Origin of the sequence: Paraburkholderia sp. SOS3, from assembly GCF_001922345.1 — a bacterium.
In the GTDB taxonomy this organism is placed as follows: domain Bacteria; phylum Pseudomonadota; class Gammaproteobacteria; order Burkholderiales; family Burkholderiaceae; genus Paraburkholderia.
In genome coordinates this window covers 686,915-699,666 of record NZ_CP018812.1, presented here as the reverse complement: position 1 = coordinate 699,666, position 12,752 = coordinate 686,915, and the positions used below count along the sequence as shown (strand labels likewise).

The following is a 12,752-nucleotide window of genomic DNA, read 5'->3' as shown; positions in this document are numbered from 1 at the left end:
TCACGAACCGAACATGCGATCGCGCGCGTTCATCAGATGCATGCGCATTGCCTCGCCGGCAGCCCTCGCGTCGTGCGCGCGAATCGCTTCGAGTACCGCGCGATGCTCGGCCTGCACGAGCCTTTGCCGCTCGAGTGTTTTCACGAGAGAAAGGTTGCGCGACAGGTTCATGCTGAAAGCGATCTGTTCTTCGATGAACGACATCATCGTGATGAAGAACTGGTTCTTCGACGCGCGTGCGACCGCAAGATGAAATGCGTAGTCGTCCTTCGCGCCGATCCCCTGCGTTTCGATCACGCGCTCGAGCTCGTTCCACGCATGCTCGATTGCGGCAATGTCTCCGTCGTCGGCCATTTGCGCGGCAAGCGAGGCAGCGCCCGCTTCGGTCACGATGCGAAAGTCGTAGCAGCGGCGAATATCGGAAAGCGATTCGAGCGGCGCGAAACGGCGCACATCCGGATCGGGGCGCCGGGCAACCGTCGTGCCCGAACCATGCCGCGTGACGATGATCCCGTCCGCACGCAAGCGCGCTAGCGCCTCGCGCACGGTGGGCCGGGAGGTCTCGAAGCGTTCGGCAAGCGCGTGCTCGGTCGGCAGCCGCTCGCCCTCCTTGTATTCGCCCTCGAGAATGCGGTTGAGGATGTCGCCGTATATCTTGTCTGGTAGGCCCGTCGATTTTCGCTCGTTGATCATCTATGGCAGGCGGCTTGTCATCATGGAGCATAATTGTAAGGCAACTCGCGCGAACCACACGATAAAAAAGAATACCGCCGGCATGCAGGACCGGTCCGAATCGTAAGCGCCACACGGCTCAGGAAGCACTGCCGGCGGCCGCGACGGATACCGAAACTTGCTAAGCATTTGATTGACATCATGCGAATTCGCACACTCGCGCTTCCAATCAATTAAGCTTTCCTGGCAATAGACGCACCATCGACACCTTTACTGCGCGGAGCTTCCATGTACAAACGCATCCTTGTAGCAGTCGACGGCAGTAAGACCTCGCGCGGCGCATTCGAAGCTGCGGTTCATCTCGCCGCGTCGTTCGGCGCGACATTGCGCGCTTACTACGTCGTCGAGAACACGCCCATGTATTTCGAAGCGCCCGGATACGATCCGGGCATTCTGCAGAAGCAGTTCGTCCAGCAGGGCAAGGAACTGACCGTCGAACTCACGCAGGCGATGCAGGCGCGCAATGTCAGCGGCGACGTGACGGTGGGCGAGGCATCGCCGAACGACGATGTGCCGACGCTCGTGCTGAAGGCCGCAGCCGACTACCACGCGGACCTGCTCGTGATGGGCACGCACGGGCGCCGCGGCATGCAGCGGCTGATCCTCGGCAGCGTTGCGGAGCGCTGCGTGCGTCAATCCACGCTGCCGGTGCTGCTGGTGCCAGCCGCGGCGGGCCATGAAAACGCGGCGTAAAGACACAACCGGACACGCGCGGCATCCCGCGCAACGGGGGGAGCGTCATTTTGACGCGAAGTCGCGCGCATACGCAGTGGGACAATGGGGCACTCTTTCCTTACAGCGCCCTTCGCCATGCTGACACCCGCCACTACTCCGATTGCCGCGCAGCCGCTCACGCGCGTCCACGCTGCAGGCTCCGTGGGCCCGTCGGCCCCCGCCATCCCGGCGGCCCGCCACGTCGCGCGCTGCTCCACATGCGCGATGCGCCATCTGTGCATGCCGCAAGGCATGTCGGCAGAAGAACTGCCGAAGCTCGAAGCGCTGATCTGCAAGGCGCGCGCGGTGCGCCGCGGCGATCCGCTGTATCGAGCCGGCGCTCCCTTCGAGAACCTGTATGCGGTGCGCTCCGGTTCGCTCAAGACGACCATGGCGCACCGCGACGGCCGCGAACAGGTGACGGGTCTGCGTCTTGCTGGCGAATCGCTTGGACTCGATGGCGTCAGCAGCGACACGCATGCGTGCAGCGCGATCGCCCTCGAGGACAGTTCCGTGTGCATCGTTCCATATGCGGCCCTCAAGCGCCTGTGCCGCGAAAGCGGCGCGTTGCAGGAACGGCTGCACAAGCTGATGGGCGAGCAGATCGTGCGCGAGGCGAGCCAGATGCTCACGCTCGGCTCGTTGAACGCCGACGAGCGCGTTGCGGCGTTTCTGCTCGATGTGTCGGAGCGCAATGCGCAGCGCGGCTATTCGTCGGCCGAATTCAATCTGCGCATGACGCGTGAAGACATGGGCAGTTACCTCGGCATGACGCTCGAAACGGTCAGCCGCACGTTGTCGAAATTCCAGAAGCGCGGTCTGATCGACGCGCGCGGCAAATTCATTCGTATTGTCGATCTGGAAGGACTGCGTGACCTGTAACCGTTAAATCGCTCGTCGCCGGGACTTTGCCCACGCGCTTCACATGAAAAGTGAATACGCGTTACAGTCTTAAACCCGTCCCCTTCGCAAGGAGACCCGGCGAAATGAATCGCGATCTTCGTTTGCAACACCCGCTTGTTCAACGTCTGCACGACGCCCGTAGCGTGACGGATGCGTTGTTCGCCGTCGTCAAACCCGAACATCTGTACGAAAGACCGATCCGCGAACGTCACCGCATCGTCTTTTATATCGGCCATCTCGAGGCGTTCGACCACAACCTGTTCGCAGGCCGCCTGTTCCCGCTGCCCGTGTTCGATACCGACCTCGACAAACTGTTCGCGTTCGGCATCGATCCGGTCGACGGTGGTTTCCCGACCGATCAACCGTCCGACTGGCCGTCGCTCGACGTCGTGCGCGATTACGCGCAGCGTGCGCGTGCGCAAATCGATCATGCGCTTGCGAAATTCGACTTCGACGCAGACGACGTCTCGACGAATTCGCCTGCGCAACTGATGCAGGTCGCGATCGAGCACCGGCTCATGCACGCGGAAACGCTCGCGTACATGCTGCATCAGTTGCCGCTCGAGCAGAAGCTCGCGCCGGCACGCGCATCGCAATCGGCCACTGCCGGCAAGGTTGCGCACGCAACGACGATGGTTCACGTGCCTGCGGGCCGCGCCACGCTCGGCATGTCGCGCGAGAGCGGCCAATTCGGCTGGGACAATGAATACGGCGAACAGCACGTCGATGTCGACGCGTTTGACATCGACCGCTACATGGTGACGAACGGCGAATTCCTGCAGTTTGTCGATGCCGGCGGCTACGGCACTCGCGCGTACTGGTCCGACAAGGATTGGGCGTGGAAAGAAGCGGAGCACATCGAGCATCCGGTGGGCTGGACGCGCGATAAAAGCGGCTGGACTTTGCGCACGATGTTCGACGAAGTGCCGTTGCCGATCGATTGGCCTGTCTATGTGAGCCACGCGGAAGCCAGCGCGTATGCTCGATGGACGGGCAAGGCACTGCCGACCGAAGCGCAATGGCAGCGCGCAATCGAAGGCACGCCACAGGCCGACGCGCTGCCCGGCAACTTCGATTTCCGCAGCTGGGATCCGCAGCCAGTACACGCGCATCCCGGGAACGTGAGCAGGTTCGGCGTCGAAGGCATGTTCGGCAACGGATGGGAATGGACGCAGTCGCTATTCGAACCGCTGCCCGGCTTCGAAGCGTTTCCGTTCTATCTCGGCTACTCGGCGAACTTCTTCGACGGCCAGCACTATGTAATCAAGGGCGGCTCGCCGCGCACCGCGCAATGCATGCTGCGGCCGACGTTTCGCAACTGGTTTCAGCCGCGCTATCAGTATGTCTATGCTGGCTTCAGGTGCGTGAAGAACTAACCAGTCAAGCCCGATGTTCTTCCGGGCCAATCCGCGGGTGCGGTCATTCAGCACCGCGCCCGTCGTCCCCAAACCACGCCTGAGCCGCGCTCAGATCTGCTGCTGGCCACCGTCGACGAACAGCTCGGCACCGTTCACGAAGCTCGCGTCGTCCGATGCGAGAAACAAGGCTGCGCTTGCGATTTCCTCCGGCTTACCAAGGCGCGCCAGCGGAATCTGACTAGCAAGGTAGTCGGCGAGGCCTTGCTGTTGTGCCGCGTCGGGGCCCGCAAGTTCGAGCAGACCAGGCGTGCGCGTCGCGCCCGGACTAATCGTGTTCACGCGGATCTGTCGATCCTTGAGGTCAAGAATCCAACTGCGCACGAACGCGCGTACCGCGGCCTTCGAAGCCGAATACACGCTGAACGCGGCGGTGCCGGCGCTCCCGGCCGTCGAGCCCGTGAGAATCACCGATGCGCCTTCGGCGAGCAGCGGAAGCGCCTTCTGCACGGTGAACAGCACACCTTTCACGTTGCGGTCAAACGTGTCGTCGTAGTGTTCCTCCGTGATGCTGCCGAGCGGCAGCATCGAACCGCCACCGGCATTGGCGAACAGCACGTCAAGTCCGCCCCGTTCTTCCTTGATTTGGGCATACAGCGCATCGAGCTCATTGAGTTTCGCCGAGTCGACGCGTACGCCCGTCGCGTTGCCGCCCGCGTCCCGGATGCCCTTGACTGCGGCATCAAGCTCGGCCTGACGGCGGCCAGTGATGTACACGTGCGCGCCTTCTGCCGCGAAACGCTGAGCGGTCGCGAGACCGATGCCGCTGGTCGCGCCGGTGACAAGTGCGGTCTTGCCGTCGAGTGTGCGTGCCATGGTGTTGCTCCTTCGATCAATAGTTGGATGCCTTGATTGGGTCGCGGCGTCTCGTGTTGCTTGCTGCGATGAAAGGAGAATATCGACGCACCCGTCAGTTCGAAATAGAATTAATCGAAATCCAACGTTGCAAATTTGCAAAGATGAGGCTTTATGCCGAAGCTGCCCGACTTCGAAGGACTGGCCATGTTTGCCAAGGTGGCGGAGGAAGGATCGTTTGCGGCTGCGGCGCGAACGATGGGGGTGTCCGTAGCGACGGTGTCGCGCGGCGTCGCCCGTCTCGAAGACCGGCTAGGCGCGCGCCTCTTCAATCGCACGTCGCGACAGCTTGCGCTCACGGAGTTCGGCCGGACGATCTGCGAAAAGGCCGGCGAAATCTATCGTCAGGCGGAAGAAGCGGAGAGCGTCGCCCGCGAGATGTCGCTACAGCCGCGCGGCACGGTACGCCTCGCCGTACCGATGTCGTTCGGCCTGCGCTGGGTCGCGCCGCTGCTGCCAGCCTTCTTTCGCGCGTATCCCGAGGTGTCGATCGATCTGCATCTGTCAGACGTTTCGGTCGATCTGGTCGCCGATGGTTTCGACGCGGCGCTGCGTATTGCGGCGCTGCCGGATTCTTCGCTGGTGGCGAGGCGGCTATGCGCGGTGACGCAATACGTCGTGGCGTCGCCCGCGTATCTGAAGCGCGAGGGACGGCCTATGCATCCGCGTGAACTGGTGGATCGCCCTTGTCTGTCGTATGCATATCGTGCGCGCAGCGATCTATGGCACTTCACGAACGACGCAGGCGAGGTCGAGCCGGTCATGCCGACCGGGCCGCTACGCGTGACGAACTCCGATGCGTTGTTGCCCACACTGCTCGACGGCCTTGCGATCGCGGAACTGCCGGAATTCATTGCCGGGGAATATCTCGCCGATGGCCGCCTCGAAGCGATTCTCACCGATTGGTCTCTGACAAAGGGCGGGCTCTATTTCGTCACGCCGTCGGCACGCGCGCGGCCCGCGAAGGTCAGCGCGCTGTCCGATTACTTCGCCCTGCACCTCTCCGAGCCGTCGTGGCGATGGCCTAAATGAGCGACGGTCCTGGGTCGTTGCATGTGCGATCGTCGAGCCGGATGGGCGCTGCGCACATTTCGTACCGAGACGCAGTGGCACGGAACTTGCAATTGGTGAACCCGCATAGATCAAGAGTCGAAAATATGCCCGAAACCAACCGCATAGTCGCACCGCTGCCTGCGCGAATATCCACCGGCGTAGCCGGGCTGGATGACATACTCGATGGCGGCCTTATCGAAAACCGCGTCTACCTCGTCGAAGGCGTACCCGGTGCCGGAAAAACTACGCTGGGTCTGCATTTCTTACTGGAAGGATTGAGGCGCGGAGAGACGGGCCTCTACATCACCCTGTCCGAAACCGCAGCGGAGCTGCAGACGGTGGCGGCCTCCCATCACTGGTCGCTGGAGGGCCTGCATATCCACGAGCTGGTCAGCGAGGACGGGCTCTCGTCGGAGGCCCGGCAGTCCATATTGCATCCGTCCGAAGTCGAACTCGGCGAGACCGTCGAGGAAGTCAAACGCAAAGTGCTCGATCTGCATCCTCGGCGGCTGGTGTTCGACAGCCTCTCGGAATTGCGGCTGCTGGCCCAGGATGCCTTGAAATATCGACGCCAAGTACTCGCGTTGAAGCAGTTCTTCTCGACCCAAGGTTGCACAGTATGGCTACTGGACGATAAAACCTCGCAGCTCGGCGACCTGCAGTTGCACAGCATTACCCACGGCGTGATCGAACTCGACCAGAGAGTGCAGGAGTATGGAGTCGAGCAGCGCCGTCTGCGCGTCGTCAAGATGCGTGGCGTCAAGTTCGCGGGCGGACATCACGATTTCAAACTGGACACCGGCGGCATCACGATTTATCCGCGGCTTGTCGCGGCTCAGCACCGTCGCGAATTTGGGACCTACCCTCAGACGACCGGCGTGCCCGAACTGGATGCCCTGCTCGGCGGCGGCCTGGCGCCGGGAACCAGCACGTTGCTGGTCGGCCCTTCCGGCGCGGGCAAGACCACGACGGCGGTGCGGTGCGCGCTCGGCGCGCTCGAGCGTGGGGAGTGTGTCAAATACATGCTGTTCGATGAAACGCTTGGCACTCTGATGTCGCGGTCGAGGCAGTTGAACATGCCACTCGACGCATACATCGAGAGCGGCAAATTGCTGCTGCAGCAGATCGATCCGGCCGAAATGTCGCCCGGTCAGTTTATCTCGCTGGTGCGCGAGGCCATCGAGCAGGCGGGCGCCACAATGGTCGTCATCGACAGCCTGAATGCCTACATGCAGGCGATGCCGGGGCATCGCTATCTGCTGTTGCAGATGCACGAGTTGTTGAGTTATTTGAACCAGCAGGGCATCACGACGCTGATGGTGCTCGGTCAACATGGGCTGATTGGCAACGTTGCATCGGATATCGACCTCAGCTATCTAAGCGATGCGATGCTGGTCTTCAGGTTCTTCGAGAGCGCGGGCGAGGTGCTGTCAGCGCTGTCGGTTCTGAAGAGCCGCACCAGTTCGCATGAACGCACGATCCGCGAGTTCCGTATCGATTCCGGCGGCCTGCGCGTCGGGCCGCCATTGAAAGACTTCGAGGGCGTGCTTGCCGGATTGCCGTCCTATCGCGGCGGCGAGCCGCTGCTCGGTGCGCGGCCGAACGACTGAGGAAGAGTGCTTGGAAGAGCGGATTCTCATCATCGCACCCCAGGGCCGCGACGCCGAAGTCGTCGCGCGCGTGCTGTCGGATCATGGAATGCACTGCGTTGTCTGCGTCGATGTCGCACATCTGGTCGCACTGATGCATGAAGGCGCTGCGTGCGCGTTGATTGCCGACGAATCACTCGACATACAGGCGCTGAGTTCGCTGGGTGCGTGGCTCGACTCCGAACCGCCGTGGTCGGACTTCCCTTTCGTGTTGCTCACCGGTAACGGCAAGAAGGGCATGCTGACGTCGGAAGCGCGCCGTCTGGAAGCGTTGGGCAACGTCGTCCTTATCGAACGCCCCGTGAGCCGCGGAGCGCTGGTAAGCGCCGCGCGCAGTGCGCTAAGAGCGAGACGCAGACAGTACCAGGCGCGCGCGATGATCGCGGAACGCGTGGCGGCGAATGCGCAGTTGGTGGTCGCGGCCCGTCAGAAAGACGAGTTCCTTGCGATGCTTGCGCACGAGTTGCGCAACCCGCTCGCGCCCATTCGCAATGCAGCGGAAACGATCCGGACCGTCGATGCGTCGCTGCCACCGCGGGTACAGTGGGCGCGCGAAATTATCGAACGGCAAAGCCGCCATCTGGCAAATCTGCTCGAAGATCTGCTGGATGTATCGAGAATCACGACCGGCAAAATCACGTTGAAGCGCGCGACCGTTGAACTCGCGCCTATCCTGACTGCATCGGTCGAAGTAGCGATACATTCCATCGAAGCGCGCCGGCACACGCTGCGCATGGATTTGCCGGACAAGCCAGTTTATCTGGATGCAGACCCGACGCGCATGGCGCAGGTTTTCGGCAATCTGCTCGACAACGCGGCGAAGTACACGCCGGACGGCGGGATTATCGAAATCGGCGTCAAGATCGACGGGAGCAAGGTCGTCATATCGGTCAGCGATAACGGTACGGGCATTTCGCCGGAAGAACTACGCGATGTCTTCGAATTGTTCTCGCAATCGAACCGGGCACTCGATCGCGCACAGGGCGGCCTCGGAATCGGGCTTTCGGTGGTCCGATCGCTTGTCGGTATGCATGGCGGAAGCGTTGCCGCATTCAGCGACGGGCTCGGGCACGGCACACGCCTGTCGGTCACCTTGCCGGTCGTGCACGCCACACCGGACACCATGCATACGCCGTCGCGGGCGCAACGCGAGGCGCACGATCGCCTGAACATACTGGTTGTGGACGACAACGTCGACGCAGCGAGCTCGCTGTCCCTTCTTCTCGAAATCGAAGGCCACCAGCTACGCACAGCGTTCGACGGACCTCAGGCGCTGCGCGAATGCGCGCGCGATCTGCCTGACATTGTGTTGCTGGACATTGGACTGCCCGGCATGGACGGTTATGAGGTTGCGCGCCGGATCAGGGCGATGCCCGCGATGGCTCACGCCGTGCTGATCGCCGTCACGGGATATGGTCAGGTCGATGATGTGATGCGTTCCAGGGCCGCTGGCTTCGACCATCACCTTGTCAAGCCAATCGAGCCCGAAAGCCTGATGACGCTGTTCAACAGCCGGCACGCGCATCGAGCCGATACGCGGGAAGCCCGTACCTCTGACGACGTCGAACGGGGCCTTCGCGGTTGAGCTTGCCGGCGACGCTCGCGTTGCCCGTGTCACGAATCCCACGCGCACGACTCTCGCGTGCATCCGCTCTAAAAACGCTGCTGCATTCCGACCATCACGCCGACCTGATTTTTTCCCATCCCGACGGAACCTCCTGCAGATACCGGGACGGCCGAAAACTGGCTATTCAACATGTATCCGGCGGACGAATATACGGATGTCCGCTTGGACAAGAAACAGGTTACGCGGCCAACGAGCAGAGTCGCATCCGAATGCGTGCGCAATATGTACCGTACTGCCTCTGCTTCGATCGCTAGCGTGTGCATCAGCAGATAGCTAGCGCCTGCGAAGAAAAGGTCCGATTGAGTGTGGTTTGCGCTGGACGTGTTCCGTCTGATCCAACCCGCACCAAACTTCAGATCCCCATATTTCGCATAGCCATCCAGAATGGTTCGTGTATCCGTATCGGAAGTGCTGGACAACGGAGCTGAGGCTCCAGGACCGCCGCGCATGACGTCATAGGATGCTGCAAGTCCAAAGTTCTCCGAGGTGTATGCGAGCATCGCGGTCCACTGTCGGCATGCGACAAGGTCGCCAGGAATCTGCCCTCCACAATTCGTTGCCGATGGGCCCGCAGGGCCAGCGGCGTCGCGACCGAAACTATACGTTCCGCCGACGGAAAACCCGCGCCATTTCCCCATGTACCCGATCGCGTTGTCGCTGCGTGCGTTCGGCAAATACGTGTCGAAGACGGCCAGAGAGTGATTTGCCGGCCCTATGATGTCCGCGTCGCTGAGCGCGTATAACGTCATGTTCATCTGCCTGCCCAGCGTCAGGCTTCCATATTTGCTCTCCAGACCTACATTGGCCGCGCGACCAAAAATTCTTCCGCCATAGCCTAACGATCCGTTGTTTACTGCAAACCCGTTCTCAAGCACAAAGAACGCCTTGTATCCACCACCAAGTTCCTCCACGCCTTTGAGTCCAAAGCGCGATGGCAACTTGCCCGACAGACCAGGCATTCCAATGACCGATCCGCCCGACGATGTAGCGTGGTTGTAGTACTGGACGCCAGTATCGACAATTCCATACAAGATAACGTTACCCTGGGCGAATGCGCTTCCTGCCGTCATGACATAAAGCGACATAAGGCCCAACCTCCACCTTTCTTTCATCGACGTCTCCAATTTATATAGTAATGCGTATTTATTTTTATAAATTTTTATTATTTATCCATTGCCCGGTCACTATCACTGCGCGCCGGAACAACGCGTTTTAATTTTCTTCATTCATTTATCTTCGAATTGCCACGTATCCGCATTGCTATTAAAGGTCCAGTACAAGCAGTCTTGATCTGGAGCGCGAGACGCAGACAGCCATGCAGTCTCCCTTTGCCTGCTCCTGAGCAGTGAGGAAACAGTCGTGGTGCTCGGGTACGCCGTCCAGCACTCTGGTCACACAGGTTCCGCAAACGCCCTGTTCGCACGAGGTCTCCGTGTCGATACCCTCTTCGCGCAATACATCGACGATCGTCCTGTTCTCTGGAATCGTCACGGTCCTTCCCGACCGGGCAAGCTTTACTTCAAACGAAGTTTGCGTGCTCTGTTCAGTCGCTTTCGTGTTAACGAAATACTCGAGATGAATATGGTCTTCGCGCCACTTGCAACGCGTGGCGACCAGATGGACTGTGTCCATGAACGGCTTGGGCCCACACATGTACAGGTGACTGCCTTCGCAACCATCCTTGAGTGCCTGGCTGAGCACACTGTCGACCTCGTGACGCTCCAGCCCGAAGAGGAGCCGGCAGGATTCTCGAAGCGATGCATCCTGGAGTTCGTCCATGAACGCCGCATGGTCAGGCGAACGCGCGAAATAAAAAAGCTTGAACTTCCGCCGCTTTTCCCTGAGCGCGCGCGCCATGCTGATGATCGGCGTGATGCCTATACCGGCCGCTACGAGATAGGTCATGTCCGCCTGTTCTGCCATCGCGAAGTGATTGCGCGGCACCGAAATGCGGAGCTCGCTTCCGGCCGCAAGCGATTCATGAACAAACTTCGATCCGCCGCGCGATTCGGGCTCCAGCTTGACCGCTACCTCGTAACAATTTGAGTTGCCTTGCGGACCGCACAGCGAGTATTGCCTGATCAGCCCTTCGCCGAGATGCAGATCGATATGAGAGCCGGGATCCCATGCGGGGAGGTTTGCGCCATCGAGAGACTCCAACCTCAGCAAGCGAATGTTTTGGGCAATGGTATCGGCGACAGCGATGCGAACAGCGATGGAATTCATGGCAAGAAGAGTTCTCGATAAGTCTAACCACACGATCGGCGCCATAGACGAAGGACAACGGGCCCCGTCTGGCGTGACTGCACGCGCGCCGGGTCTTTTTTCCTTCTCCGACAGAGACCGGATCGCATGCATGCCCATACGACGCAACAACGCGTTTCAAACCAGGCGGGCGCTATTGCGGCCGGAACAGATCCGAACGCTTTGTGAAACGGTTGCAATACTCTTCCTTGGACTCGCCGCTTGAAATCTCTCCAGTCACGACCACCATGTCGCGGAAGTCGTTATCGGCATCGGCGCGAACGATGCCGCGAGGATCGCCCCCTTCCGCAACGACCTGCGCCGCTTCGTCGAGCATCCGGCGCGCGCGCACGATAGCGATGTCGGAGGACGACAAGTGCTCATGCGCCTGTTGGTGTATGGTTCCCTGCGACTGCGTGATAGCGATGTCGTGGACGGAAAAGCATTCCCCAAGACCCAGATAAGCCTTCCCCTTCATCGATTCGCGATCCTGAGAATACAGATCGTCCCATTTGCGTCGCATGCGGTCGCCTTCTTCTTTTTCGGCTTCGTATTGGGCCTCGAGCGCTTCCTTATCCAGCTTCCCGCTTCGATGGAAAATGAACTCCCAGCGCCAATGATGCTGGTCGTCGATTGGCACATCCCAAAGCATGGTCAGGCCGCCTTCACCGAGGTATCCCTCGAAGCCGCCGACTGCGCAGGCGTTGGGCATAACAAAATTGGTGATCCGGATGGACGAGCGGTCTGATCCGTCCACTTTGCGAAGCGTGTACAGCCTGACACCGAACCGCGTGTCTTCGACGGCCAGTTCCGGACGGGACTGATTCGAAAACACACCCCATCGCGCCTTCATGACGTCGTTCGACAGTTCGAGCTGGTGCAGGTAGGACGTATGGACGGGATCGATATTGCCTTCGCTCGCCTGAAGCCAGTTGCAGTCGCCGAACCATCGAGTCGTGTAGCAATGCCGGGCGCCGCCTGCGAGAGCGGGGTAATTGGGGAAGAGCGGCGCCTCGCCAGGACCCATATATACCCAGAAGGCACCCGCCGCCTCACGAAGCGGATACGACTTCATGCGAATACGGTCCTTCGCGGTTGCCGAGACTTCCGCTGGCTGACTCAAGCAACGCCCTTCGACGTCGAACAGCCAGCCGTGATACGGACAACGGATTCCCCCGTCCTCGACGCGGCCGAGCGCGAGGTCAGTGCATCGATGTGCGCATTTGCGATCGATGAGACCGACCCTGCCCGTGTCGTCACGAAACAGCACGAGGTCTTCGCCCAGAATACGGATCGGTTGAGGCGCGCCTCCCGGCGGCAGCGAATCGACCAGCGCCACCGGCTGCCAGTAGCGCCGCATCAGCTCGCCGGCGGGTGTGCCGGGGCCCGTCTCCGTCAGGTACTGGTAGCGGTCGGCGCCGCGCGAATTTGGCTTGAACACCACGGGTTTCGTGGGAGCGTTCATGGAGTCTCCTGTAATCAAAATTTGCTGCGAACCCCCCGCAGTCAGTCATTCGCGGTGATTCGCGACCAATCCGGGGACGAAAGTCTCGATCGTTT

The 12,752-nt window shown here is 60.7% G+C and carries 11 protein-coding genes; 6 read left to right on the top strand and 5 right to left on the bottom strand.

Annotated elements, in window-relative coordinates; all coding sequences use genetic code 11:
- Complete coding sequence (locus BTO02_RS23110) at positions 1–690, bottom strand: FadR/GntR family transcriptional regulator (RefSeq protein ID WP_075161290.1); 690 nt, start codon at positions 688–690, stop codon at positions 1–3.
- A 270-nt stretch (positions 691–960) separates the two neighbouring features.
- On the opposite strand from BTO02_RS23110, the gene BTO02_RS23105 reads away from it, so the two are divergent.
- The 3 genes from BTO02_RS23105 to BTO02_RS23095 all read left to right on the top strand — a co-directional run bounded on the left by BTO02_RS23105 (position 961) and on the right by BTO02_RS23095 (position 3,725).
- Complete coding sequence (locus BTO02_RS23105; RefSeq protein WP_075159558.1) at positions 961–1,425, top strand: universal stress protein; 465 nt, start codon at positions 961–963, stop codon at positions 1,423–1,425.
- Positions 1,426–1,671: 246 nt separating this feature from the next.
- Positions 1,672–2,328: a helix-turn-helix domain-containing protein gene (locus BTO02_RS23100; protein WP_075159557.1), complete on the top strand. Its 657-nt coding sequence runs from the start codon at positions 1,672–1,674 to the stop codon at positions 2,326–2,328.
- Positions 2,329–2,432: 104 nt separating this feature from the next.
- Positions 2,433–3,725 carry an SUMF1/EgtB/PvdO family nonheme iron enzyme gene (locus tag BTO02_RS23095; protein WP_075159556.1) on the top strand — a complete coding sequence of 431 codons (1,293 nt, stop codon included), beginning with the start codon at positions 2,433–2,435 and terminating at the stop codon, positions 3,723–3,725.
- Positions 3,726–3,815: 90 nt separating this feature from the next.
- Here BTO02_RS23095 and BTO02_RS23090 read toward each other — a convergent pair whose 3' ends face one another.
- Positions 3,816–4,580 (bottom strand): SDR family NAD(P)-dependent oxidoreductase, encoded by a 765-nt coding sequence (locus BTO02_RS23090; protein WP_075159555.1) that lies wholly within the window; start codon positions 4,578–4,580, stop codon positions 3,816–3,818.
- Positions 4,581–4,733: 153 nt separating this feature from the next.
- Between BTO02_RS23090 and BTO02_RS23085 the strand changes: the two genes are divergently transcribed.
- From BTO02_RS23085 to BTO02_RS23075, 3 genes are all read left to right on the top strand, one after another.
- A complete protein-coding gene (locus BTO02_RS23085; protein ID WP_075159554.1) occupies positions 4,734–5,651 on the top strand; it encodes a LysR family transcriptional regulator in 918 nt (305 codons plus the stop codon).
- 125 nt (positions 5,652–5,776) lie between these two features.
- A complete protein-coding gene (locus BTO02_RS23080; RefSeq protein WP_075159553.1) occupies positions 5,777–7,282 on the top strand; it encodes an ATPase domain-containing protein in 1,506 nt (501 codons plus the stop codon).
- Between the two features lie 10 nt (positions 7,283–7,292).
- Positions 7,293–8,906 carry a hybrid sensor histidine kinase/response regulator gene (locus BTO02_RS23075; RefSeq protein WP_075161289.1) on the top strand — a complete coding sequence of 538 codons (1,614 nt, stop codon included), beginning with the start codon at positions 7,293–7,295 and terminating at the stop codon, positions 8,904–8,906.
- Between the two features lie 68 nt (positions 8,907–8,974).
- Here the strand turns inward: BTO02_RS23075 and BTO02_RS23070 are convergent, their stop codons facing one another.
- From BTO02_RS23070 to BTO02_RS23060, 3 genes are all read right to left on the bottom strand, one after another.
- Positions 8,975–10,060 (bottom strand): porin, encoded by a 1,086-nt coding sequence (locus BTO02_RS23070; protein WP_075159552.1) that lies wholly within the window; start codon positions 10,058–10,060, stop codon positions 8,975–8,977.
- Positions 10,061–10,211: 151 nt separating this feature from the next.
- Complete coding sequence (locus tag BTO02_RS23065; protein ID WP_075161288.1) at positions 10,212–11,174, bottom strand: PDR/VanB family oxidoreductase; 963 nt, start codon at positions 11,172–11,174, stop codon at positions 10,212–10,214.
- Between the two features lie 172 nt (positions 11,175–11,346).
- The gene (locus BTO02_RS23060; RefSeq protein WP_075159551.1) at positions 11,347–12,657 is read right to left on the bottom strand and encodes a Rieske 2Fe-2S domain-containing protein; all 1,311 of its coding nucleotides are present in this window, start codon (positions 12,655–12,657) and stop codon (positions 11,347–11,349) included.
- Positions 12,658–12,752: the final 95 nt, after the last annotated feature.

Bases quoted from the DNA above. Each gene is read 5' to 3' on its own strand.
- BTO02_RS23105 (WP_075159558.1), top strand. From the start codon at position 961: ATGTACAAACGCATCCTTGTAGCAGTCGACGGCAGTAAGACCTCGCGC.
- BTO02_RS23090 (WP_075159555.1), bottom strand. From the start codon at position 4,580: ATGGCACGCACACTCGACGGCAAGACCGCACTTGTCACCGGCGCGACC.
- BTO02_RS23080 (WP_075159553.1), top strand. From the start codon at position 5,777: ATGCCCGAAACCAACCGCATAGTCGCACCGCTGCCTGCGCGAATATCC.
- BTO02_RS23095 (WP_075159556.1), top strand. From the start codon at position 2,433: ATGAATCGCGATCTTCGTTTGCAACACCCGCTTGTTCAACGTCTGCAC.
- BTO02_RS23100 (WP_075159557.1), top strand. From the start codon at position 1,672: ATGCGCCATCTGTGCATGCCGCAAGGCATGTCGGCAGAAGAACTGCCG.
- BTO02_RS23085 (WP_075159554.1), top strand. From the start codon at position 4,734: ATGCCGAAGCTGCCCGACTTCGAAGGACTGGCCATGTTTGCCAAGGTG.
- BTO02_RS23060 (WP_075159551.1), bottom strand. From the start codon at position 12,657: ATGAACGCTCCCACGAAACCCGTGGTGTTCAAGCCAAATTCGCGCGGC.
- BTO02_RS23070 (WP_075159552.1), bottom strand. From the start codon at position 10,060: ATGAAAGAAAGGTGGAGGTTGGGCCTTATGTCGCTTTATGTCATGACG.
- BTO02_RS23065 (WP_075161288.1), bottom strand. From the start codon at position 11,174: ATGAATTCCATCGCTGTTCGCATCGCTGTCGCCGATACCATTGCCCAA.